The 22561-nt window shown below is 53.5% G+C and carries 22 protein-coding genes; 9 read left to right on the plus strand and 13 right to left on the minus strand.

Annotated elements, in window-relative coordinates; all coding sequences use genetic code 11:
- Positions 1 to 255 precede the first annotated feature (255 nt).
- Complete coding sequence (locus ACFE8Q_RS04825; protein WP_375444221.1) at positions 256 to 1269, plus strand: zinc-binding alcohol dehydrogenase family protein; 1014 nt, start codon at positions 256 to 258, stop codon at positions 1267 to 1269.
- Between the two features lie 237 nt (positions 1270 to 1506).
- Entirely contained in the window at positions 1507 to 1629 is a 123-nt protein-coding gene (locus ACFE8Q_RS04830; RefSeq protein ID WP_375444222.1) for a hypothetical protein, read from the plus strand.
- Between the two features lie 12 nt (positions 1630 to 1641).
- Here ACFE8Q_RS04830 and ACFE8Q_RS04835 read toward each other — a convergent pair whose 3' ends face one another.
- The 5 genes from ACFE8Q_RS04835 to mltG form a co-directional block, all read right to left on the minus strand.
- On the minus strand, positions 1642 to 2280 hold the full coding sequence (locus ACFE8Q_RS04835) for an L-threonylcarbamoyladenylate synthase (protein WP_375444223.1): 639 nt from the start codon (positions 2278 to 2280) through the stop codon (positions 1642 to 1644).
- Between the two features lie 109 nt (positions 2281 to 2389).
- Positions 2390 to 3409: a glycosyltransferase gene (locus ACFE8Q_RS04840; protein WP_375444224.1), complete on the minus strand. Its 1020-nt coding sequence runs from the start codon at positions 3407 to 3409 to the stop codon at positions 2390 to 2392.
- A 236-nt stretch (positions 3410 to 3645) separates the two neighbouring features.
- Positions 3646 to 4602 (minus strand): YihY/virulence factor BrkB family protein, encoded by a 957-nt coding sequence (locus tag ACFE8Q_RS04845; protein WP_375444225.1) that lies wholly within the window; start codon positions 4600 to 4602, stop codon positions 3646 to 3648.
- 114 nt (positions 4603 to 4716) lie between these two features.
- The gene (locus ACFE8Q_RS04850) at positions 4717 to 5130 is read right to left on the minus strand and encodes an acyl-CoA thioesterase (RefSeq protein WP_375444226.1); all 414 of its coding nucleotides are present in this window, start codon (positions 5128 to 5130) and stop codon (positions 4717 to 4719) included.
- A gap of 81 nt (positions 5131 to 5211) precedes the next feature.
- Entirely contained in the window at positions 5212 to 6255 is a 1044-nt protein-coding gene (gene mltG / locus ACFE8Q_RS04855; protein ID WP_375444356.1) for an endolytic transglycosylase MltG, read from the minus strand.
- 324 nt (positions 6256 to 6579) lie between these two features.
- Between mltG and ACFE8Q_RS04860 the strand changes: the two genes are divergently transcribed.
- From ACFE8Q_RS04860 to ACFE8Q_RS04870, 3 genes are all read left to right on the plus strand, one after another.
- Positions 6580 to 7287, plus strand: a complete 708-nt coding sequence (locus tag ACFE8Q_RS04860; RefSeq protein WP_375444227.1) for a head GIN domain-containing protein — start codon at positions 6580 to 6582, stop codon at positions 7285 to 7287.
- A 12-nt stretch (positions 7288 to 7299) separates the two neighbouring features.
- Positions 7300 to 8010, plus strand: coding sequence for a head GIN domain-containing protein (locus ACFE8Q_RS04865; RefSeq protein ID WP_375444228.1), 711 nt, complete (start codon positions 7300 to 7302; stop codon positions 8008 to 8010).
- Positions 8011 to 8096: 86 nt separating this feature from the next.
- Positions 8097 to 8486, plus strand: a complete 390-nt coding sequence (locus ACFE8Q_RS04870) for a hypothetical protein (RefSeq protein ID WP_375444229.1) — start codon at positions 8097 to 8099, stop codon at positions 8484 to 8486.
- A gap of 29 nt (positions 8487 to 8515) precedes the next feature.
- Here ACFE8Q_RS04870 and ACFE8Q_RS04875 read toward each other — a convergent pair whose 3' ends face one another.
- The 5 genes from ACFE8Q_RS04875 to egtB all read right to left on the minus strand — a co-directional run bounded on the left by ACFE8Q_RS04875 (position 8516) and on the right by egtB (position 13489).
- Positions 8516 to 8947, minus strand: a complete 432-nt coding sequence (locus ACFE8Q_RS04875) for a DsrE family protein (protein WP_375444230.1) — start codon at positions 8945 to 8947, stop codon at positions 8516 to 8518.
- An 11-nt stretch (positions 8948 to 8958) separates the two neighbouring features.
- Entirely contained in the window at positions 8959 to 10005 is a 1047-nt protein-coding gene (locus ACFE8Q_RS04880; protein WP_375444231.1) for a c-type cytochrome, read from the minus strand.
- A gap of 60 nt (positions 10006 to 10065) precedes the next feature.
- Positions 10066 to 11088, minus strand: coding sequence for an SDR family NAD(P)-dependent oxidoreductase (locus ACFE8Q_RS04885; protein ID WP_375444232.1), 1023 nt, complete (start codon positions 11086 to 11088; stop codon positions 10066 to 10068).
- Positions 11089 to 11157: 69 nt separating this feature from the next.
- Entirely contained in the window at positions 11158 to 12156 is a 999-nt protein-coding gene (gene egtD, locus ACFE8Q_RS04890) for an L-histidine N(alpha)-methyltransferase (RefSeq protein ID WP_375444233.1), read from the minus strand.
- Positions 12157 to 12274: 118 nt separating this feature from the next.
- Complete coding sequence (gene egtB / locus ACFE8Q_RS04895; protein WP_375444234.1) at positions 12275 to 13489, minus strand: ergothioneine biosynthesis protein EgtB; 1215 nt, start codon at positions 13487 to 13489, stop codon at positions 12275 to 12277.
- A gap of 219 nt (positions 13490 to 13708) precedes the next feature.
- On the opposite strand from egtB, the gene ACFE8Q_RS04900 reads away from it, so the two are divergent.
- The 3 genes from ACFE8Q_RS04900 to ACFE8Q_RS04910 all read left to right on the plus strand — a co-directional run bounded on the left by ACFE8Q_RS04900 (position 13709) and on the right by ACFE8Q_RS04910 (position 16771).
- On the plus strand, positions 13709 to 14194 hold the full coding sequence (locus ACFE8Q_RS04900; protein ID WP_375444235.1) for a DUF4385 domain-containing protein: 486 nt from the start codon (positions 13709 to 13711) through the stop codon (positions 14192 to 14194).
- Positions 14195 to 14294: 100 nt separating this feature from the next.
- The gene (locus ACFE8Q_RS04905; protein WP_375444236.1) at positions 14295 to 15761 is read left to right on the plus strand and encodes an ATP-binding cassette domain-containing protein; all 1467 of its coding nucleotides are present in this window, start codon (positions 14295 to 14297) and stop codon (positions 15759 to 15761) included.
- A 128-nt stretch (positions 15762 to 15889) separates the two neighbouring features.
- On the plus strand, positions 15890 to 16771 hold the full coding sequence (locus ACFE8Q_RS04910; protein ID WP_375444237.1) for a bifunctional 5,10-methylenetetrahydrofolate dehydrogenase/5,10-methenyltetrahydrofolate cyclohydrolase: 882 nt from the start codon (positions 15890 to 15892) through the stop codon (positions 16769 to 16771).
- Between the two features lie 144 nt (positions 16772 to 16915).
- Here ACFE8Q_RS04910 and ACFE8Q_RS04915 read toward each other — a convergent pair whose 3' ends face one another.
- The 3 genes from ACFE8Q_RS04915 to ACFE8Q_RS04925 all read right to left on the minus strand — a co-directional run bounded on the left by ACFE8Q_RS04915 (position 16916) and on the right by ACFE8Q_RS04925 (position 21740).
- A complete protein-coding gene (locus ACFE8Q_RS04915) occupies positions 16916 to 17740 on the minus strand; it encodes a PepSY-like domain-containing protein (protein ID WP_375444238.1) in 825 nt (274 codons plus the stop codon).
- A gap of 105 nt (positions 17741 to 17845) precedes the next feature.
- A complete protein-coding gene (locus ACFE8Q_RS04920) occupies positions 17846 to 18637 on the minus strand; it encodes a hypothetical protein (protein ID WP_375444239.1) in 792 nt (263 codons plus the stop codon).
- A gap of 118 nt (positions 18638 to 18755) precedes the next feature.
- Positions 18756 to 21740, minus strand: coding sequence for a hypothetical protein (locus ACFE8Q_RS04925; RefSeq protein WP_375444240.1), 2985 nt, complete (start codon positions 21738 to 21740; stop codon positions 18756 to 18758).
- Positions 21741 to 21871: 131 nt separating this feature from the next.
- On the opposite strand from ACFE8Q_RS04925, the gene ACFE8Q_RS04930 reads away from it, so the two are divergent.
- On the plus strand, positions 21872 to 22447 hold the full coding sequence (locus ACFE8Q_RS04930) for a DUF4136 domain-containing protein (RefSeq protein WP_375444241.1): 576 nt from the start codon (positions 21872 to 21874) through the stop codon (positions 22445 to 22447).
- Positions 22448 to 22561: the final 114 nt, after the last annotated feature.

Raw genomic sequence — 22561 nt, forward strand, 5'->3', positions numbered from 1 at the left:
TCATCTGTAATCTATAATAGACTAAAATCTTGCAGGTACGTTCCAGCCAGAAGAGGCCCCATGATTGAAGGTAGGTGTCCACTATAAATGGCTACTATCCGCTTTGCGTTTTGAAAATGCTAAGCCGCTGCTTCGCCTTATTTTGGGAAAAATTGGTTATCCAACTGTCAAAGCCGTTTATCAGCAGCGACTGGCAACCTGGAACGAAGTGAGCGCGGAAGCTCACGGTAAATAAAGCAGTAACGTAAACCAGTTATGAAAGCAGTAGGATTCAACACATCGCTCCCTATCTCGGAAGCCAAAAGTTTTATCGACGTCGACATTGATAAACCCGTTCCGGGTAGTCACGATCTGTTGGTGAAAGTCAATGCCGTATCGGTGAACCCGGTGGATTTTAAAATCCGGCAGAACTCGGCTAAAAACACCGTGCTGGAACAACCAAAAATCATTGGCTGGGACGCGGCGGGTGTGGTGGAGGCGGTGGGCAGTGCCGTCACGCTGTTTGCCGTGGGCGATGCCGTGTATTATGCCGGTGATATCACCAAACCGGGCAGCAACGCCGAATACCAGTTGATCGACGAACGGATTGTGGGCCGAAAGCCAGGTACGTTGTCAGACGAAGCGGCGGCGGCAATCCCGCTGACCGCCCTGACGGCCTGGGAAATTTTCTTCGACCGGATGCGTCTTTCGCCCGAACGCGACCGCAACAAAACGCTACTGATCATTGGTGGAGCCGGTGGTGTGGGTTCTATTGCTATCCAACTGGCCAAAAAAGTGCTGGGACTGCACGTCATCGCCACCGCCTCGCGCCCCGAAACCAATGAGTGGTGTAAGAAAATGGGTGCCGATCTGGTTGTCAATCACCGTAACCTCGTCGACGAGGTTAGAAACGCCGGGTTTCAGTACGTGGATTACATTGTCGATTTTGTGGATATCAACGCTTACTGGGATACGCTGGCCGAACTCATTAAACCACAGGGCCATATTGCTTCCATTACGGGGAGTGCCTCGCCCGTTGCGCTGAACAAGCTGAAGAGCAAGAGCGTCAGTTTCTCCTGGGAGTTGATGTTTACCCGTTCCACGTTTCAGACCGACGATATGATCGAGCAGCACCATATCCTGAACCGGGTGGCCGACCTGCTCGACGCCGGTGTGCTGGAAACGACCCTCACGCAAACTCTGCATGGCCTGTCGGCCGATACGCTGAAACAGGCCCACGCGCAACTCGAATCGGGCACGACGATTGGTAAACTGGTTATCTCGTTCTGATTATGGACCGGATAAACCATTATAAAACCATATCCGAACTGCATCAGAAAAGCGGGTTTCCACCGCCCGAGCACCCGCTGCTGAGTCTGATTCTGATGAATGTGGTTAATTTTCAGGTACACTGTGTCAATTATAGTAATCCTAAAAATACCACATCATGCTTGTATTCATTGGCTTAGGCGGACGAGAGTTTGCGCTCATCTTAGTTACGCTCCTGTTCATACCGATACTGCCACTATGGTAATCTTCAAGAAATCGGGTCAGCATCCGTTGTTCAGTTTGTTGGCCCTTCTGCCAGGTATTGGTCTGGTCATCGCCTTGTACGTTGCTGCCTTCTCCGATTGGCGTACTGATAAATAAGGGGTCGATCGGTTATTCCCAGTCTACTTCGCCGAGGCCCTGCCGGATCACTTCGAAAGCGTCGGTGGTAGCGTTGATAATGGTAGAGGGTGCGTAACCGCCATAGCCACCGTCGATGACAATGTCGACATCGTGGCGGTACGTTTCATAAATCAGTTCAGGGTCGGTGCTGTAGGCAATGCCTTCGGGCAGGTCTTCGGGTCCACCTTCGCGGAGGGTGGTGGTAATGATCGGGTTGCCGAGTTCCTGTACGATCAGCCGGGGAATGTCATTATCGGGCACCCGAATACCCACTGTTTTCTTGCTGGAGTTGAGCAGCTTAGGTACGTTGTTGTTTGCGTCGAGAATGAAGGTGTATGGGCCGGGCAGCAGCCGTTTCATCAGCTTGAAGGCCGAATTGCTCACGCGGGCGTAATCGGCAATGTGACTGAGGTCGTAACAGATGAACGAAAAGTCGTTTTTCTGGGGCTTGATGCCCTTAATACGGGCTACTCGTTCCACCGCCCGAGCGTTGTGAATGTCGCAGCCGAGGCCGTAGATGGTATCCGTCGGATAAATCACTACTGCTCCCTGGCTCAGCGCCTTCGCGACCTGCCTGATCCGGTTCAGGTCAGGGTTTTTGGGATATAACTTGATAAGCTCAGCAGGCATGACAGGTATCAATTAACAGTGAACAATTATCAATGATCGATTTTAGTCGGGTACGTTCATCTATACAAGAATTGATCATTGATAATTGTTCACTGTTAATTGATACCTGTTAACTGTTCATTGTGGCGACGCGGTACCGGCGATACATGCTGTTGACGGGCAGGTGCATCCGGCAAAAAAGCAGAATTACTCGCGACGGAAAGCCTGCCGGTTCGATCTGGATGAGTAACTGGCCAAACTTAGCGGCCAGCGTGTACTGTTCGGCGTAAAAACATTTGCGAATAAACTGCCTGATCCGGTCGGCCAGGGCCTTGTATTCGTCGGGTGTTTCGCACAGTTCGTACGCTTTGTAGCAGACCCGCCAGGTAGAATCGAGCAGCGTATTGTCGGCTTTCATAATTTGCTGACCCAACGAATTGGGCAGGACCCGTTTCTGGGTTAGTACCTCATCGATGTATGCATACCGGTAGGAGCGGGCCGAACGTACCCAGAAATCAAAATCTTCGTAGGCCAGCGTTTCATCGTAGCCACCCAGGGCGACCAGCATGTCGCGGCGCATCATCATCGTGGGGGTGTTGATGAAATAGCGGGTCAGCACGTCCTGAAATACGTCGCCGGTGGGTACCCGTTCGGTTGTTCGGCCGTCGGGGCGAACGGGGTGATGGTGCCGGAGAAATTCGCCCTGTGTATCAATGTAGGTGGCATTCGAGAAGACAACCCCGTAATAGGCCGGCAACGACATAAACTGGTCGACCTGCCGGGCTACGCGCTGAGGCAGCATGACGTCGTCGGCGGCCAGGTCAATAACATAGTCGCCAATGGCCAGCGCCAACCCCTGATTAAACGCCCGGCAAAGCCCTCGATTGGTTGCATTTCGGATAAACCGGGTAGACGGAAACAACGCGCAGAAGGCGGCAATCTCTTCGGCAGACCGATCGCTGCTTCCGTTATCAATCACGATCAGTTCAACGTTTGGGTACGTCTGGCCAACGACCGAGTGGAGGCTCTGTTGTACAAACTCACCCTGGTTGAAGCAGGTGCAGATAACTGATACCCAAGGCTTGTGTTTATTCAGGAACGGCGCCATCGGAATGGTGACGCCCGCCTGGGTGATCCGTTGGCGGTCCATATTGGCGATTCATGTTGGAGAAAGTCGTTAGAATAATATACGTTATGAAAGTAACAGGTTACCTCTAGCTTAACGCTTTTTTTTGAGCAACCGGAATTAACCCACTTATTTTTAATCGCATTCGCAGGTTTGGCACAGTTTTTCGATAGTAGTAGGTACGCGACTTGGGTGGCGTGCCAAATTGCCTGCTGCCCAACCGCGATCACATTTATGGGTTAGGGTTCGCAAATGCCACTTCACATGTTGGAGGTGGCATTTGTTGTTTTCCGGGCAACCGACGGGTTCTTGTCGCCCTCCAGGTCAAACAGCGACACGTTCATTTCGTACCCCAGCACTAGCAGCAGGCAAACCAGATTGGTCCAGATCATCAAGGCAATCAGCGTTCCGATGGAGCCGTAGACCTTGTTATAGGAGCTGAAATTGGAGACGTAATACGAGAACCCCAGGGTTGTGAGGACGATCAGCACCGAGGCGGCCACCGAGCCGGGTAAGATAAACGTCCACTTCATGTTCACGTCGGGTCCGTACCGGTAGATGACCGAGACCACGCCCACGAAAACGGCGAATACCAGCAGGTATCGGGCAATTTTAAGCAGGTAATAAAAGACGATGTTGTTGAAGACGCCAAACTTGAGCAGGTAGTCGATCACCACGCCGCCTACCACAAGCAGGCCGATGGCCAGAAAAAGCGAGATGGCCAGCGCCACCGTAAGCAGAACAGCAATGCCCCGTTTGGCCAGAAAGCTCCGCCGCTCCGCCGTTTCGTGCGCTGAGTTGAAGGCATTCATCAAGGCCACCATGCCACTGGTTGCTGAATACAACGCCAGTATAAACCCAAACGACAGCACGCCCCCACGCGGCTGGCTGACAATATCTTTGATCGTGGTATCGACCGTGTCGAAGGCGCCGATTGGGAGCGCCTGGGCAAATAACTGCATGATCTGTTTGTCCAGATCGGGAATAAACTTGATAAACGGAATCAGTGTGAACAGAAAAATGACCGTTGGGAAGATGGCCAGAATGAGGCTATAAGCTACCGAAGAAGCTCGTTCGCTGAGATCATTGTCGGTGATCTTTTCGGTGATCTTGCTCAGAAAACTATACCAGTCTTTCTTCGAATTGAAAGCGTTGTGCGTACGTAGCCAGACCCGTGCTCCCGACAGGGATTTCAGACTCATTAGTTTCTTGAACATAAGCTGAAGGATTTGGGGTTTTGGATTTGGAATGTCGGATTTGCTCTGCTTGATACCGTTCCAAACCTGAGCGGAGCAAATCCGACATCCAGAATCCATTTATACTATGCCAACCTACGCCTCAAAAAAAGGTTTCAGATGGTCGAGAAGCCCGGTGGGAGCGGCCGATAGTCGGCCGGTGTCGGCCCGTTGAAAAACCAGCGTTGTCTGCCCGGTATGCAGCAACGCGCCGACTTCGTTGGTGATGGCGTACTGAAACACGATCCGGGCGCGGGGCAACTCAGGAATTGTCACCGTCACGGTGAGCAGATCATCGTAGCGGGCCGGCTTCATATAGCGCGACGTGTTTTCGTACACCGGCATCATAATGCCCGACGCTTCCATTTCCTTGTACGAAAAGCCCAGACTACGGAGTGCCTCCACGCGTCCGATCTCGTAGAACCGCGCGTAGTTGCCGTAATACACGTACCCCATCTGGTCGGTGTCGGCATAACGTACCCGGAAGGGAGGAACGATGAAGGTGAACATAGGGGTGTTGAATCAAGAGTTAAGAATTGCTCTGCTAAGTATTGATACGTTTGTCTAGCGGAGCCACTCTTACTTCTTAATTTATTTCATGATTTTCCGTTCGTTCAGGGCGCGCTGGTAGATGCGGGCGTTGGCCATGTGTTCGGCCATGTTGCGCGAGAACGTGTGGTAGCCGGAAAAATCGGCTTTGGCTACGAAAAACAGGTAGTCGTGCTGCTCCGGATTCAGTACGGCGTCGATGGCGCCTGGCGGTGGCAGGTTGATCGGTCCCGGTGGTAAACCGCCATACATGTAGGTGTTGTAGGGGCTATTGAAGGCCAGGTGCTTGTTCAATACACGCCGAATGGTGAAATCATTGTTGGCGAAAACCACCGTCGGGTCAGCTTCGAGTTTGATGCCGCGTTTGAGGCGGTTCAGATACACACCCGCCACGCGGGGTTGCTCGTCGGCTTTGATGGTTTCGGCCCTGACAATAGACGCCAGCGTTTGCACCTCGGTCTGAGTGAGTCCCAGGGCCGCCGCTTTGGCCTTGCGGGCGGGCGTCCAGAACTTCTTATACTCGTCGGCCATCCGGTTCAGCAGGGCCGTAGGCTTGGCTGTCCAGAACAGCTCGTAGGTATTCGGAATAAACAGGCAGATAATCGTGGTGGTGTCGAGGCCGTAGTGTTTGCAGGTGTCCGGGTTGTCGAGCAGTTCACGCAACGCCGCCGGTCCAAACGCGAATTTGCTGCCTACCTTGTCGATCAGCTCACTTTTCAGGCGAATGCTGCTGTTGAAGGTCAGTTCGATGGGGTCCTGGCTGCCACTCCGAAGTTTCTTGATGGCTTCGTAGTTACCCATGCCCGGTTTCATTCGGTAATGGCCGACCTTTATTCGCTCGGGGTATTTCATTAGTTTCGAAACAAACCGGAAGGTCATCTCATTCTCAAGCACCTTATGGGCCTGCATCGAATCAATGACCGATTCGAAGGTTGCTCCCTTGGGAATATAGAGCGAAAAGGGCTTGGCGTCGTCGGTATGAGCGTTGATGTTAGGCGTCTTGGCTAGTTGCCAGGCGTAGAACGTAAACGAAACAAACAGGACCGTAAAGGCGATGTACAGGCCAATTTTGGCGTTGCGCGACAGTGTCATTGGGTGAAATAAGTCTGATGGTGCCTTCCGAAACAATGCGTTTATCGGCAGGCAGCGGCGCAAAGGTACGGCCCTGACGCAACAATGTGCTGACCGGCGTTTTTTTGTATCAGGCCACTGCTTACTTTTTGACAGGATTTACGGGATGAACAGGATTTGTTTTTGCTCTAGTTTTTCCAAAGCAAAAACAAATCCTGTTCATCCCGTAAATCCTGTCAAAAAGTAAGCAGTGGCCTGTACAACAAGCCGTTTGTCATAAATGGCTGCAACCTTTCGGCGTCAGCGTGCATCTTTCCAGTACATAACTCCATATTCCAGATGAAAACGCCTTTACTGATCACGTACCTGGCCATGTGCCTTACGCTAACGTCCTGCCTGTCGGCCCAGGATGTGAAACGAAACCAGACGTTTGCCGGTATAGCCGGGCTTGATGTAAGTGCCGGTATCAATGTGTATCTGACCCAGGGCAGTACCGAATCGGTTCGTATCGAAGCCAGAGGGTTCGAGGATGACGAAGTGATTTCGGAACTTCGCGGTGGCAAACTCGTGCTTACCATTCGGCGGCAGAACGGCTGGAAAGGGGTTTTTGGCCGAAATAATTCGGTGAAAGCTTATGTAACGGTGAAAAACCTGAATAGCATCGAGGTATCGTCGGGGGCTGATCTGGAAGGCGAAACCAACCTGGTAGCCGACGATCTGACGCTGAATACCAGCAGTGGGGCCGATGTGAAACTGGACGTTAAAGTAAACCGGATGACCGTGTCGGTCAGCAGTGGGGCCGACGTAACCCTCAGCGGATCGGCGGCAAAGCTAACGGCGTCGGTATCGAGCGGCGCTGATCTGGATGCCGATAAACTGGTGACCGACGTTTGTTATGCAGAAGCATCTGGTGGGGGCGACGCCAGGGTGCATGGTCGAAAAGAATTGTACCTGCGGGCATCTGGTGGTGGCGACGTAACATACAGTGGCCCCGGACAGTTGGTAAGTCGGAAAACCTCCGGCGGGGGCGATATCAATCGGGATTAAGCAATAAAACTCATGAAGACATCATTCTTAGGCCTGATCGTGGCCTTTTTACTGTTGGTAACCAGCCATGTTCATGCGCAGGATATCACCCTGAACCCCAGTGTTTCAGGGTTCACCACGTTGAAAGTCAGCACGGGCGTGCAGGTTTTTCTGACCCAGGGCGATTCAGAATCGCTGAAAATTGACGCCAGAGGCTTCGACAAGAAAGACATCATTGCTGAAGTAGACGGGAGCGAACTGAAGATCAGTATTCGTCTGCAAGGCTGGTTAGGTACCAATAAAGCGGATAAAAACACGAACCGCTACGTGAAAGCGTACCTGACGGCCCGTCAACTCCGCGAGATCACGGTGTCGTCGGGAGCGCAACTCACCGGTGAGGCCCCTTTTCAGGCGGAAAAGCTAACGCTGGCGGCGAAGTCGGGGGCAACGGTCACGATAGCCCTGAAAGCGACCGATGTTGAGCTAAGTTCGGGCGCGGGCTCTACCGCTACCGTAACCGGTTCGGCCAAAACGGTGAGCGCATCGGCCTCTGGCGGGGCAACGATCGAAGCCAACAAACTGATAGCGGCTACCTGCCAGGCCGAAGCCACAAGCGGGGCCAGCGTGCGGGTATACGCCGAAAACGAACTGTTCCTGAAAGCCTCGACGGGCGGAAGCGTAGATCACAGCGGCCCCGGCCGAATCGTGAGCCGCAAAACCTCTCTGGGGGGCAGCGCCAACTAACTTGTCATTGGGTTTCATTACCGGGTTGGGGGTAGAACCCGATAATGAAACCCAATGACTATTACGATCAATGACAGCGTAACTCAATGACCCTAAACGACATTGAACCCGGTATTCTACCGCTGGTTGAGGCACTGAACCGGACGGGGCTGGTCCAGACGTTTTCGAGTTGTGAAGGCCATTTCACGCCCGACGAACAGCGCCTGCGCGACCGGAATCATGCCGAGGTTCGTTTTCTCCCCGCGTCAGGTAAGTTGCCCGATCAATGGGTGGGTACGTTGCTGGCCCGGTTCAAATCTCGTCATGGATTGATGCCGGTGACCGTGGTGGGTTACAAACTCTTCACGCCCATCGACGAGGCTACCGTCGACGAAACGTACGTGCTGGAACTGCGCCCGTTCAATCGTTTCGACCCGCCCGCTACCAAACGGTCTGATATTGACCGCGCCATTCTGCAACTGGTTGAACTGATTTAGATCAGGCGGTGGCCTTGATAGACACCAGTTTATAAGCCGGCTTTAAGGTAGGCCCAGCCCTGTTCCTGCTTCATAATCAGCTCGGCCATGGCCATTGGTACGGTACCAACAAAGGGCAGAAGTTCAGCTTTGGTGACTTTCTGCATACGCATCGTGTTTTCGCAAACGACCATCTTCACGTTTTTCTTCTGAACCAGGTCCTGAAGCATACTGGCATACCTGGTCTTTTCGGTCATAACCATAGCAATACCACCGCCGTGGAAAACAACTTCTACTTCGGCGTCGGGCCAGCCTTCGCGCAGGTTGCGCAGGTTCGTAACGAGTGATTTCTGAGAGAGCGTGTCAGATGCCACAAACTGGAAAACAACTTTATGTCCTTTCCCTGTATCCTGTGCATTGCCAGTTTGATTCATGCCGAGGACAGTAAACAGGAGCGAAAGGATGAATAGTAGCTTCTTCATAGCTTGTCGGGTTATCGATTTGGTTGACGAGTTTGTATCTGTTGATCCTGCCAATTCTTTATTGGCTTGAATGGTCCGAATTTATGCTGTTTTTCGGAAAATGAATCTGCGTAGGGACCAAACGGATGATCAATTGGTTTGCCGGCGATGTTGGGCCAGTCACGGCTCAGATCTTTGGCTGGTCGCGGCATCGATTCGATGTAGGCGGCAATGTCCCAGGCCTCTTCGTCGGTCAACGTGGGTTTCTCCCAGGTGGCGCCCAGCGGCATATTGGTTTTAACGTACCCCGCCAGTCGTGAAATGCGGAAGAGACCCGCGCCCTGGTTGTAACTATGTGGCCCCCACAAAGGCGGAAACGTATAGCCTGTTCTGTTGGTATTGGCGACGCCATGCCCGGTAGTGCCGTGGCAGGAAACGCATTTCTGCTCATAAGCCAGTTTGCCATTGCCGGGGTCCGCCGCCCGGTCGAGGTAGGGCAGTTTCCAGATTCCTGATCCATTGGGCGTTTCGCCCCTGGGTACGTTGCTGCCAACGGAGAGGATATAGGCTACGATGGCCTTCATCTCCCGGCTGTTGCTGTCGAGAGTTTTACCGTTAAGGCTGCGTTCGATGCAGTCGTTTACGCGTTTTACAATGGTTTCAATAGTACCCGACCGTTCCCGGAATTTTGGGTAGGTTGCCGCCACCGCGCCGTAGTTATTGCCCCAAGGTTTGGTGCCGGCGTCGAGATGGCAATTCTGGCAGTTCATGCCGTTCGACAGGCGGGCCACCTTTCCCTTCGGACCCAGGTACGTTGCCGTATGCGCAATCAGGTCTTTTCCATACATTATCAACACCCCGTTGGTATCAATAGCTTTTGCGGGTGGCTGCCTGGGCAATTTCTGCCGCACGGTCCGTTGCGGGGCAGGTTTCTTCTGAATAAGCGTAGGAGGCCGGTCTGCTGGGCCGATTACCGGAACAAAGCTGGCAGTGACTGTGATAATCAGCAAACCCAGTAGCAGTGTCAATGCCGGCTGTAGTTTCTGAAATGGGTGAGTCAGGGTATCTGTTGAACGCATATAAGCGAGGTGGGGCGTTGGTTGGCAACAAGGTACGATAACTACCAATCCCCAATTCACTTAAATCAATTCATTATTGTGCTGGGCAGCTTCTTCGGTAAGAGTAGTCAGTGGATTCTGTGATAAGCTAGTTTCCAGCTCTTTGCCTTCTTTACGAATGCTATTATGACCTGACAGAGAAGGGTCGGGTAACAGAGTGTTGATGAAGGCGAGCGTGTCAGTGACGAGTCCGGGGAATAGCCCATGAACAGCACCCGCGAATTTGGCAGGCAACGAAACGATGCGCTCTGCTTCGCCGTATCGAGTTGCCTCGATAATTTCCGACGCTACCTTTTCGGCACTCAGCGACAGGCCGGGTAGCGAATCGCCGATTTTGAACCAGGCATATTCCTTTTCATGCTGCCCCCGCACCAACGCCTGCCGTGGGCTACCCGTGCGAATCAGGCCGGGGCAAATGGTGGTAACAAAAATATTGTCGCGGGCCACCTCCGCACGTAGTCCTTCTGAATAACCAACCAACGCGAATTTACTGGCCGAATACGGCAACAGGTGCGGAACGGACACCTTGCCGCCAAACGATGCTACGTTAACGATTCGACCTGCTTTGCGCGCCTGCATATCGGGCAAAACGGCGTTGGTTGCGTGGTAGGCCGCCCAGAAATTGGTGTTCATTGAATCGTGGAAATCATCATCGGTCGTGTTGGCGTACGGCCCGGCCATGATCACCCCGGCATTATTGATGAGCACATCCACCGGACCGAGCTGCTGATTGACATGCTCGAAAAAGTCGTCTAGCTGGTCTTTATCGGTCAAATCGCAACGGTGCGCATACACGTCGTGGCCGTGGGTACGTAGCTCGGCTGCGGCTGCGTCGAGTGCTTCCTGGGTACGTGCGCAGATGGCCAGGCGTGCGCCCTCCTGCGCCAGTTGCCGGGCTATAACCAGGCCCAGGCCGCGTGAGCCGCCGGTGATAACCACCACTTTATCCCGAAAATCGATCTGCCGATTGCGACGCTGTACGGCCCGGATAGCCACCAGAGCCCCCACGCCGACGATACTCCAAAGCAATGTATGTTTTGCCATAAACTGAGCTGTTTATACCGAAACAACGGCTGGCAAGTGGTGGTCGTGGAAGTGACTGAATGGCCCTTACTACCGGTTTTTCGTGTAGACCACGTCGGCGAAATAATGGCGGCAATCCGTGAACCAGTGCGAGAGCGAAAAGCCGGTTTGTTCGGCAAGCTGACCGATTCCCTGACGGGTAAACTTCCGGGAAATTTCGGTGTGGATGATCTCGCCGTAATCAAAGGCTACGGTCATGTCCAGCGCTTTGATGGTCACCGTTTGTTTGGTCTGACTGACCAGGTAACTCCGCGCCTCGCCTCGTTCGGGGTCGTATACTTCGTAGTGGTCAAAGGCGGCCAGATTGAAATCAGCGTCGAGTTCGCGATTAATCCGGCGGAGCAGGTTGAGGTTAAACGCCTTGGTCAGTCCCTGCCGGTCGTTATAGGCCGCATGAATAACCGCCGGGTGTTTTTGCAGATCGAAGCCCGTCAACAGCATGTCGCCCGGACGTAGCAACGCCGATAGCTGATGGTAGAAATCCAGTGCTGCATCAGGCGTGAAATTGCCAATATTCGATCCCAGAAACAGCACGATCAGCCGCGTTGAGTCTGCTTCGCTGGCGGTTCGTTGAACAATTTGGGCCAGTGCATCCGTGTAATCGCCATGCTGGGGCTTAACCGTCAGCGTGGGTAATTTCTGACGAAGGTCATCGGTGAGCTCATCCAGTACCGTTTCCGAAATATCGACGGGGGAATAGCTGAACCGGGCGTTTTGTTCTACGAAATGCGACAGCAACACCTTCGTTTTCAGCCCATCGCCAGCCCCCAGTTCGATCAGATCGAAAGGCCGGTTGTCGGCCGCGAACAGCCTGAGCCATTGCTCTTTGTAGTTATCAATGATTTCATACTCGCTACGCGTGAGGTAATACTCAGGCAGGTGCATGATTTCGCTAAAGAGTCGGCTGCCTTCGGCGTCGTAAAAAAAGCGCGACGACAGGCGTTTGGGCTGTTGAGTTAGTCCGGTGCGCACCTCGTCGGCAAGGGCTGAACTAATCAGGTACGTTGTATCGGTATGGTCGAGAAGCATGTTGTAAGGGTTATTCTCGGCTTCACCCCCGCCCCCCTGAAGGGGGCTACTGCTTTGGCTAAATAGGCGAAGCAGTGCATTAGCCCCCTTCAGGGGGGTGGGGGTGAAGCCGAGAGTACTAGCTAATTACCAGCCGTATGCCGGTGTATTGCCACTGTTTATCGGGTTGAAAAAAATTGCGATACGTGGGCCGGGTACGGTCCGATGTATCGGAATCGGGTGGCGTGGCTACCGAAGCGCCCCGCAACACCATCTGCCCACTCATGAACTTACCGTTATACTCACCCACCGCACCCGGCACGGTCTTGAAACCGGGGTAGGGGAGATACGCCGACGCAGTCCATTCCCAGCGTTGGCCCCAGTTCAGGTTGCCCAGCAAGGCGGCCGTTTCCCACTCAAACTCGGTGGGCAGGCGCAGGTCCCGCCAGCGGGCGTAGCCATCGGCTTCATAGAAATTGACATGGCAAACCGGTGCATCCGGGTCGATCGGTTCCAGACCGGCGAAGGTGTAGTTATGCCACGTGCCGTCGATTTTGTGCCAGTAAAGCGGCGCTTCGGCTTTCGTCGCGTTTACCCAGGCCCAGCCGTCGGCCAGCCAATGCTGAAACTGACTGTAGCCACCCGCTTCCATAAAAGCCAGATACTCAGCGTTGGTCACCAGATTGCCCGCCAGCGTGGTCTCATTCAAATAGACCTTGTGTACACCCAATTCATTGTCGAAACAGAAACCGTCGCCCTGATAGCCAATCGTGTACACGCCTTCGGGAATAGTGATAGCACCCGCCCTGGTGGGGCGAAGTGTACCTGGCTGCTGCGGCTTATGCTCGGTAACGGGTATGTCGAGGGCCGGGAACAGCGGATTGTGACCGAGTGTGTATTTGATATCGGTAATCAGTAATTCCTGATGCTGCTTCTCGTGTTCGAGCCCCAGCACAATCAGCGATTCCAGCGTATCAGGCAGGTCGCGTTCGGCCAGAAAACGGGTCATGTGCTCATCGACATACGCCCGGTAGCGATACACCTCGGCTACCGTTGGGCGGCTCAGATTACCCCGCATAGTGCGTAGCGTGCGCCGGCCAACGGTTTCGTAATAACTGTTGAACACGTAGTTGAACTGGTCGTTGAAAACCCGATAGCCAGGTACGTTCGGGATGAGCACAAACGTTTCCCAAAACCAGGTAGTGTGGCCCAGATGCCATTTGGGCGGGCTGGCGTCGGCCATTGGCTGCACTACAAAATCTTCAGTCTCCAGGCCCGCACATAGCCGGACCGATTGGTCACGTACCTGAAGAAATGCGTCGGCCAACGCCGTAGTTACTGACTGTACATGCATAAAACCAATGAGGTGAACAGCGTTAGCTTGCTGATGGGATAGATACTCTATATGTTGACTCGACAAGTCGATAGACTAAAGAACTACAAGGCAAACAAGTTAGGATAGGTTATGGTGTATGGAAACGAAAAAATAATACGCAGTGGGCCGTACACGCAGATCGGATAACCGTTGATTTCTAACCGCGTTATGAGATGACCAGCAACTTCATCAATCCAGATGGCTATTCCGAAACCCAACTATTATGATATCGACTTCCGCAAGGAGCCGGAAAAGTACCGGGTGAGCGTGGGCGAAATGGGGGTTCTCACGGCAATGCCCTACAAAGCTGAAATATTGCCATTTTGGCGATTTAAAGACCCCGAAGCCGCCCGCAAATCGTCGGAGAAGATTTACCAGCTCTTTCTGGATTATAAGGAAAAAGGCGATTTCATTGGCATGGACATGGCCCGTAAATTCCTGCAAATGGGCTACACGCGGTCGCGGCGGTACGCGAATCATAAAGGCGGCAAAAAATACGACGGTCCCGTTCCCGATGATAAAAAAGGGCAATCGGGAGCGCATGGCCGCGAGCAGTTACCGCGTAGTGAAGAAGATCCGGTAAAGGCCGAATCGGCCCGGATTTTTTATGCCAAGTACCTTGAGGCCCGTGAAGACCCGGACTATAAGCGGCAAAAAAAGGAATGGCAGGCGAAATATGGGTGAGGATTGCGAAGTTTGTGGTCTGGGAATAGCCTGAAGCTCCAGCTTTGGGAGGGTTGTATCCGTTATCTTTCCCGAAGCTGGAGCTTCAGGCTACTTCCAAATGCTCATTCAACTCGTTAACGCTACCTTCCGGCAAACAGACAATCAGGCGTACTCCCCCATCAACTGGACGTTAACAACCGGAGAACATTGGGCGATCATGGGTCCATCGGGTTCGGGCAAAAGCGTACTGCTCGATGCACTGGCGGGGCGAATTACGTTGCTCGGTGGCCAGTTGCTCCATCCGGTCGGCCCACTGAAAACAACGGTTGAACTGGTAGCGCGCGACTACTCGTTCGACTGGCGTATCGCAAGCGCGGCGCAGTTCTATCAGCAACGTTATAATACGCAAACCGTGGATGCGGCCCCCACCGTCCGCGACATGCTGCAAGGCCAGGTACGTCCTACCGGCACGATCGACCTTGCCTCAGCACCCGTATCGCCGCCTATCTATACCGCCGACTGGCTGGCTGAAATCGCAGACCAGCTCAACATAACGTACCTGCTCGACCGGCGGCTGACGTCGCTTTCCAACGGCGAAACCCGCCGGACGCTCCTGGCCCGTTCGCTGCTCAAACGCCCCCGTGTGTTGTTGCTCGATAATCCGTTTGTGGGACTGGACGCCGATAGTCGTGCCCAGTTGCATGCCACTATCGACCGGGTAGGGCAGTCGGGTGTGTCGCTGGTGATGGTTGTGGATGAGCGCGACGTACCTGCATGCATCACGAACAGGCTGGTGCTGGGCGAAGGGCCGGGTGTTGAAGGATCGGAGCAAAAGCATGGGAATTCCTTCGCGCCCTCCGCCCAGCACCCACACTCCCTTGCCCCAGGCCCCATCCCCTTTGCTACTTTCACCCATGCGATTCAGATGCGGAACGTGATCATCAGGTACGGCGATAAAACCGTTTTGCACGGTATCGACTGGGCCGTGCGACGGGGTGAGAAATGGGCCTTGCTGGGCGCGAACGGCTCCGGCAAAAGTACGCTGCTCAGCCTGGTCACCGCCGACAATCCGCAGGCATACGCCAACGATTTTGACCTTTTCGACCGGAAGCGTGGTACCGGCGAAAGCATCTGGTCGATCAAAGCGAAGATCGGTTTCGTATCGCCCGAACTGCATTTATATTTCCCCCGACAAACGAAGGTATGGGACGTGGTGGCGTCCGGCCTGTTCGATACGATGGGTCTGTTTCGAAAACTGACGCCTGAGCAACGTACCCGGATCGGTGGGCAACTCCAGCAACTTGGCCTGGAAGAACTACACGACAAACCATTGTCCGCGTTGTCGGTAGGGCAGCAACGATGGGTATTGCTGGCACGTGCGCTGGTCAAAAATCCGCCCTTGCTGGTGCTCGACGAGCCTACGCAGGGCCTCGACACCAGTCAGACCGATCACTTCCGGGCACTGGTTGAGCAACTTTGCATGACCAACCCCGACCAGACGCTGATCTATGTAACGCACTATCCCGGCGAATTACCCAATTGCATCACGCATACGCTTCGACTGGAAAGCGGACGGGTTGTGTGATCAGCTAACGCGAACTTGATTTGGGGACGCCTAGTCTGCATTATTAATCGTTGAAATGCGGACTAAAGTCCGCGTTACCTGATCTATTCTTTGCGACCTTTGCGGCTTCAACCGGCAGACAACGATTCATGATTCTTTTAGACGGTAAACTTCTTTCTGCACAGATCAAGCAGGAAATTGCGGCCGAGGTCGCACAGATTAAGGCCAGCGGCGGTAAGATTCCGCACCTCGTAGCTATTCTCGTTGGCACGGCGGGCCGCTCGGAAACCTATGTGGCCAGCAAGATGAAGAGCTGCGAAGAAGTGGGTATGCACTCGACGCTGATCCGTTTCGATGATGATGTGACCGAGGCTGACCTGCTCGCTGCCGTTGCCGATGTAAACAACAACCCGGACATGGACGGACTGATTGTGCAACTACCACTGCCCAAACAGGTTGACCCCGACAAGGTGATGGAGGCGATTGATCCCGCCAAAGACGTCGACGGGTTTCATCCAACCAACGTGGGGCGAATGGCCAAAGGCCTGCCCGCCTACGTGTCGGCCACGCCGCAGGGTATTCTGGAAATGCTGAAACGCTACGATATTCCAACCAGTGGCAAGCACTGTGTGGTAGTCGGCCGCAGCCAGATCGTGGGCTTACCTATGAGCATTCTGATGCAACGCAATGGCTACCCCGGTAACTGTACCGTGACGCTTACCCACTCGAAAACGCAGAACCTCGCCGAAATCTGCCGCACCGCCGATATTCTGATCGCGGCCCTTGGCAAACCCGAGTTTGTCACCGCCGATATGGTTAAAGATGGCGCCGTGGTCATCGATGTGGGCCTCGAACGCGTACCTGACGCCAGCAAGAAAAGCGGATTTGCTCTAAAAGGCGACGTGAAATTCGACGAAGTAGCCCCCAAAACCAGCTACATAACGCCCGTTCCCGGCGGCGTGGGCCTGATGACAATCTGCTCGCTGATGCAAAATACCGTCAAAGCTGCCCGGCGGGAAGTGTACGGATAACTGTCTGTAAGTTGGCTGCCCAAGTCTATATTGTATAAGCATAAGAGGCGCTGTCAGGTACGTTCCCGGCAGCGCCTCTTTATGTGTGGTTCGACCGACTTCCAGGCGCGGGTTGTTGGCTATTAACAACCAGAAACCAATTGCTTAATGATGACCTTTTAGAATCTGAATAAACGTACCGTCGGCGGCGAAGGTCAGTTCGGCGAGCTGGCCAGTGCTAAGCTGCACAAATACCTTAAACTGTCCCGTTGGATTTTTTCCCGCCAGTTTGATGCTTGACCCCGCGTAGTTTGTCAAGATGTAAGTCGTGATGGCGGCTGGTAAGGCGTTGATTGCCACAATGCTGTAGTTGCCTTTTACGCCGCGCACGACCTCCTGCGCAAACGTGCCGTCGATGTTGAACAGCAGCGCTTTGCGGGTTGTACCATCGGCCAGGGTGATCATGACAATATAGCCGCGAGTAGCATCTTTACCAGCTACATTGATTGTCGACCCCGCATAATTGGCGGTGATGTAGGCGGTAATAGCCGCTGGCAGATCAGTGATTGCTACCTGCGACAGGCTGTCGCGACCATGCCCGAAACCACCGGGGCCATGCCCGCCGGGGCCTTTACCACCGGGTCCATCGCGCAGGGCGAGTTCTTTGTTGAACGTACCGTCAGCGTTGAACAGCAACGTTTTCCGGTCTGAGTTCTGGGTGATCGCTACCAGGAAGTTACCGGCATCATCTTTGGCGGCATAATCTACTGTGGCCCCTGCATACGACGCACTGATGGCCGATGTGATGGCGGCGGGCAGGTCGGTAATGGCAATTTTGGTGATGGTCTTGCGGCAATGGAATCCAGTGGTATCACCCGTTAGTCGGGCAGAGGAGAGCGTGGTGTCGTCGGGAACTACCTGCGAGTTGTTACAACCCCAAAGAGTCAGGCTAAAAAGAGCGATAAAGCCCAAAAAATACGTCGTTTTCATTTTGCTATACGGCTATGTTTATGCCCTGATTACGACGCAAGAATCAGGAGCGTTGCAGCCGTTTACATTAATTTTTGATGAATACTATAAGCAGTTTAGATGCGTTTAATAGTGCCAGGTATTGTTTTTTGATGAGTTACAAACGGCACAAAGTGGAGCCAGATTACAGGCGTTATGCATGCAGGCCTGTAACAGAATAGATTTAGACGTAATGGCCCGCATGACCGAATAAACGAGCATGCCTTCGTAAGATAGTTCGTACCGTCTTCCTCTAAATCCTGTGGCAGACACATGAGCCTGATCGGTTCGTTTACTTTTTGCTACTACCGACTTATTGATCACTGCGTCAAATATGGTTTGCCCTTTCAAGCCACTCGCGCCATCCATAGTTAAGTCCATAGCCCTGAAGACTTTAAGCATAGCAGCGAAGCCGCCACCACTCTGTGGCCGCTGGTGATCAACAGTTATATTGTCGACCGGAAAGATAAAACCACACCGTAAACAAGGCGAAGATTCAATTGCCTTTGTGCTGGTAACTTTGCCATTTTTGTGTGGTAATGATCTGGATTTTACGTCGTAAATCGCTTTCCATACGGTGTCTGTTTTTACATCGCTGTAATCGCCATATCCCGTCTTGTCAAGGAATTTTGCATACGTTCTTAAATCGTCAACTGTTACTGACTTCAACACTTTAGGTGCAGGAGGAGCACCTGTTCCCAGCTTCATTTTTTTTGCGGGGTTGGCAACCTGTGCTTCTATCAGTTCTATGATCTGGCCTTTCTGCCGTAATTCATAGTCATAGAAAATCTCTCCGGTTACGCTTAAATCGCACACATCAGGATTGGCATTAACTCTGGACGTTAACAATGCCATGGCCGGTACAAAATTGTTGATCATGCTGAAGTAGGGGTTAGTGGCTACTAAACTGAGTAGCCACTAAAACTAAATCGAGTAACAGATCATCGACAATAAATTTATTAGAAGGATACTATTTAAGCTTCGTGGCCTACAAACATCAAAAGCCAATGTCCAGTATCAGCGGTTGGAGCAGGTATTGACCCGTTCGAATGCTATACGTGGTGCGGAGGCCCACTTCCAGCGGGGTGCGAAGGCGGATTGGGTTGAAGACAAAGGAAAGGTCGCCGCCAACGGTCCAGTCGTAGGTGCTGAAGGGCACAATAGCACGGGCAACGCCCCGGCTGTCATACTGTACCTGGTTGCTGTTGCCCCGCCCGTAATCGCTGAAAACGCCACCTTTGATGCGCTGAATGTAAAGCAGTCGGGTGAGCGATAGGTGCAAATCGGCGAGGGGCAACCGGTAATCGCCACCAACCACTACCAGATTGTCGAATGGAATGTAAGCGGCCCCGCGCGGGTAGAGCACACTTGCCTGAAAGCGGTACAGTTTGTTGGCGTCGGGGGTGCCCCACTGGTATTGATAAGCACCCCGCAGCGAGATGTATTGGTGCTTGCCAATGCCTGGCAGAAAGACGTTCATGGCTGTGCCCCACTGCATACCAGTCAGTTCGCCCGCTTTGGCCAGCAGCGTATGACGTACCTGCGTGCTCACCGCAACGCCCAGTCGCGGCCCTACGTCGCGCCGGTTCTGGCGCAATGTCAACGCGTAGTTGGCACCGTAGGTCATGGTATTCAGGGAGCCGTTGCCTGTTTCGGTAAACAACCGACCAGGTAACTCATAGCCACTAACCTGAAGAAATCCATAATAGGCCGACAGGTTGGCCGACTGGTTGAACCGCGATTGGGTAAGCTGGAACGGCAACCGAATGCCCGCCGAAAGCTGGTTATACCGCCAGGTATCGGTGCGGAGACTGTCGAGCGGATTATAGCGGTCGACGTAATACGAGGTACGTCGGTTGCCGGTTTGAAATCCGAAATCGAGCACCGGATACAGGCCCTGATAGCTCAGATTGGCCGCAAAACCGCCCGTTTGCTCGCTTTGGTTGTAGGTGTAGGCGGCCGTAATCTGCGTAGTCGCCAGCAAATCCTGCGACTGAATACCGACGTTCAATGCCTGCCCGTTCGACGAAAAAGTAGGCCCCCAACTGTAAATATTCAGCGGATGCGCCAGTCGGCGGTAGCGTTCCGGTGCCGAAACCGGCGATGGAGCAACCGAATCAACGGCGATGGGCGACAGTGTTTTTGCCCCGGCATCCAGCAACGGACCAAAGTAGCGCGTAGTCTGGTCGGGAACGGCGCCGGGCTTATCGGCCGGGGGCCAGGTGGCTGGGTCGAGGGGCATTTCGGCGATGCGGAATCCGTGCGTGTCGAAATCCTGAAAAGCAAGCCACTGGCCGCGTGAACTGCCAGCCGAAATGGCCGCGTGGTACGCCCCAAATGGCCGTGATGTGACCTGCACCACCTGCCCCGACGCCACATCAACCCCGTAGATATTGTCGATGCCCGATTGCGACGAGTTGAAGAGGATAAAGGCGTTGGTGTAGGGTTGCGGGTGGCTCAAATTCGAGTTAGACACGGGAAGCAAGGCTCGTTTCTGGCCGTTTCGCGTATCGATCAACTCAATGGTTTTTCCCGCTTTGGATAGCGTCACCGTCACCACTACCTCGTTGTTGAACCAGCGCGGATGAATGTACAGATCGTTGGTCGCGTTGGGTAGCACCGTTAGTTCGCGGCCGGTTTTAGTGTCGAGCACAACCAGGTGGTTCTGGTAGTCGGTATCGTTGCGAACGGCGATAAGCTTACTGTTGTCGGGCGAAAGGGCCACAGTCTTGTACCGGCTGCGGTGTGTCAGGCGGGTTAGCTTTCCAGAAGCCAGATCGAGCACCCGGATTTCGGCAAATACCTGCTGCCCCCAACGTGGATCGTACCGGTTTTCGATCCAGCAGGCTTTTTGTGGCGTAGCCGACAGCAGATCAGGGCTTTCCAAAATCAGGCCCTGCGTATATACCCGTTTTTCGACGCCATTGCGCGACAGCAAAACCAACTGTGAAATGTCGCCGAGGCCGCTTTTTACGCATAGAATGGTGCTATCGGTCAGGTACTGCGGGTTGCGGTAATTGGTGAAAACCGGGCGAGACGTATTGGCTTTTTCGGCTGAAACCGGGTACGTTGTCGCTGGTGTGAGGGTGAGCGATTCGCGCTTTTTTCGCCACGTCTCGATCAGGTCGTTCATCGCTTCGTTGTATAGATCATCAACGCGCGTTCCTGCCGGGTTTTCGCCGGATTTAGTGACCTGTTTCAGGCCGTTCGAGAACGAGAACGGGTAGAACGGAAACTGGGTGTAAATACGATTAAGCGCCTTGCTCCAGGCATCAGGGCCGTAGGTACGTTTCAGTTTAGTAGTCAGGAAATAACCCAACTCATAGTGGTTAGGTACGTTGTCGCGGAACGAGCCGCCAACCGCTTTGGCGTAGCTAAACGGCTGACGGGTGAGCAGGTTCGTTCGCATATTTAGTTCAAAAGCAGGCAGCCTGCCCCGACCACTGCGGGTCAAAATCGTTTCGGTGCCTACCGCGTCGCCTTCTACAAACCAGCCCGGTGTAATGACCTGTGCCGAGAAACCGAGCCCCTGTGCCCCCAGCAATGTATAAAGCACTCGCCCGTAACCCTGCAACGCTTTTTCGTACTGAACAATATGCCGGTATTCGTGTACGGCCAGCAGGTCGAGCCAGTTCAACGTACCCAGTAGCGACGGATCTTGCGGGGCCGACGTAAAAAATTCGGCCCGACGTGGGTAGAGCGTCGCGAAGCCGTTGCTCACGCTCGTCTGATTTTGCAAAATAACCGATAGTGGCCGTGGTCGCCGTTCCAGCCCCGCACTGACCGGCTCGTAGACCTGCTCCAGCCGTTGGGCCGTCCGTTTGGCGGGCTGCTCAAATCCTTCCGGGTACAACACCTTAAAATGCGGCGTTTCAACCCGGTACCAGCGGAGCGACGTGGGGTTCTGACTAAGAATCGGCAGCGTCTGGGCCGTAGCGGATAAAGTTGCCAAAAGGGCAGCGGCAAGGAGGCGAAATTGCATACAACGAAGTACGCGAAAAAACCGCAAGTCGAGGCAACGTACCTGGCAGTACAAGCCCTCTACCTTACGAAAAGCTAACCTTTTTAGAGTAATCCTTGTTAATCTATCAAACAACAAGACTCAACATACTGATGAAAAATGCCCTTTTATTGCTCGCCTTCGTGGTGGGCTTCAGCGCCTGTGCCCCGCGCGTTGCAGTCGACAAGGCAAATGTCGATTTCTCGAAGTACCGCACTTTTGCCTGGATGGATTCCGATGTAAAAGGCTCGCAAAACCCAGTCTATTATAATCAACTGGCCACCGAACAGGTTGAACAGACGGTAGCTGGCGAACTGGCCAAAAAAGGGTTGAAAGAAACAAATCGTCGACCCGATTTGCTGCTGGGCTACCATTTTTTTGTGGAAGAGAAAACCCGTACGGTTGCCAATAATACGGGCCCTTACGGCTATTATGGGCCATATACGGGTTGGGGCCGTTGGGGTTATGCTGGCTGGGGACCCGGCTGGAATGGCTTTGGCGGTACGCAGTATACACAGGAGAAATACGATGCCGGCACCGTAGTTGTGGATATGGTTGATACGCGCACCAAACGCCTGGTATGGCGGGGGGCCGTGCAGAATGCTGTTGGTGACCCAACCCGGATCAGTCAGAATCTGGCCAAACAGATCGAGCGTATCGTGGAGCAGTTTCCGCAGGTACGTGGGTAAGTTGTTGGTGATTTGCAAACGGCGCAAACAAACCAGTTTAGTTCTATCAATACTTAAAACCCCATCCCGGTTAACGAGGTGGGGTTTTTTGCGTTACTAGATCAGAACGCCGTG

Origin of the sequence: uncultured Fibrella sp., assembly GCF_964250085.1 — a bacterium.
Classification (GTDB): domain Bacteria; phylum Bacteroidota; class Bacteroidia; order Cytophagales; family Spirosomataceae; genus Fibrella.

Excerpts from the sequence above, each read along its gene's own strand:
- ACFE8Q_RS04910 (WP_375444237.1), top strand. The coding sequence starts at position 15,890 with ATGATTCTTTTAGACGGTAAACTTCTTTCTGCACAGATCAAGCAGGAA.
- ACFE8Q_RS04930 (WP_375444241.1), top strand. The coding sequence starts at position 21,872 with ATGAAAAATGCCCTTTTATTGCTCGCCTTCGTGGTGGGCTTCAGCGCC.
- ACFE8Q_RS04835 (WP_375444223.1), bottom strand. The coding sequence starts at position 2,280 with ATGCCTGCTGAGCTTATCAAGTTATATCCCAAAAACCCTGACCTGAAC.
- ACFE8Q_RS04850 (WP_375444226.1), bottom strand. The coding sequence starts at position 5,130 with ATGTTCACCTTCATCGTTCCTCCCTTCCGGGTACGTTATGCCGACACC.
- egtB (WP_375444234.1), bottom strand. The coding sequence starts at position 13,489 with ATGCATGTACAGTCAGTAACTACGGCGTTGGCCGACGCATTTCTTCAG.
- ACFE8Q_RS04830 (WP_375444222.1), top strand. The coding sequence starts at position 1,507 with ATGGTAATCTTCAAGAAATCGGGTCAGCATCCGTTGTTCAGTTTGTTG.
- ACFE8Q_RS04865 (WP_375444228.1), top strand. The coding sequence starts at position 7,300 with ATGAAGACATCATTCTTAGGCCTGATCGTGGCCTTTTTACTGTTGGTA.
- ACFE8Q_RS04870 (WP_375444229.1), top strand. The coding sequence starts at position 8,097 with ATGACCCTAAACGACATTGAACCCGGTATTCTACCGCTGGTTGAGGCA.
- ACFE8Q_RS04875 (WP_375444230.1), bottom strand. The coding sequence starts at position 8,947 with ATGAAGAAGCTACTATTCATCCTTTCGCTCCTGTTTACTGTCCTCGGC.
- egtD (WP_375444233.1), bottom strand. The coding sequence starts at position 12,156 with ATGCTTCTCGACCATACCGATACAACGTACCTGATTAGTTCAGCCCTT.
- ACFE8Q_RS04900 (WP_375444235.1), top strand. The coding sequence starts at position 13,709 with ATGGCTATTCCGAAACCCAACTATTATGATATCGACTTCCGCAAGGAG.
- ACFE8Q_RS04920 (WP_375444239.1), bottom strand. The coding sequence starts at position 18,637 with ATGATCAACAATTTTGTACCGGCCATGGCATTGTTAACGTCCAGAGTT.
- ACFE8Q_RS04825 (WP_375444221.1), top strand. The coding sequence starts at position 256 with ATGAAAGCAGTAGGATTCAACACATCGCTCCCTATCTCGGAAGCCAAA.
- ACFE8Q_RS04880 (WP_375444231.1), bottom strand. The coding sequence starts at position 10,005 with ATGCGTTCAACAGATACCCTGACTCACCCATTTCAGAAACTACAGCCG.
- ACFE8Q_RS04860 (WP_375444227.1), top strand. The coding sequence starts at position 6,580 with ATGAAAACGCCTTTACTGATCACGTACCTGGCCATGTGCCTTACGCTA.
- ACFE8Q_RS04915 (WP_375444238.1), bottom strand. The coding sequence starts at position 17,740 with ATGAAAACGACGTATTTTTTGGGCTTTATCGCTCTTTTTAGCCTGACT.
- ACFE8Q_RS04925 (WP_375444240.1), bottom strand. The coding sequence starts at position 21,740 with ATGCAATTTCGCCTCCTTGCCGCTGCCCTTTTGGCAACTTTATCCGCT.
- ACFE8Q_RS04905 (WP_375444236.1), top strand. The coding sequence starts at position 14,295 with ATGCTCATTCAACTCGTTAACGCTACCTTCCGGCAAACAGACAATCAG.
- ACFE8Q_RS04840 (WP_375444224.1), bottom strand. The coding sequence starts at position 3,409 with ATGGACCGCCAACGGATCACCCAGGCGGGCGTCACCATTCCGATGGCG.
- ACFE8Q_RS04845 (WP_375444225.1), bottom strand. The coding sequence starts at position 4,602 with ATGTTCAAGAAACTAATGAGTCTGAAATCCCTGTCGGGAGCACGGGTC.
- ACFE8Q_RS04885 (WP_375444232.1), bottom strand. The coding sequence starts at position 11,088 with ATGGCAAAACATACATTGCTTTGGAGTATCGTCGGCGTGGGGGCTCTG.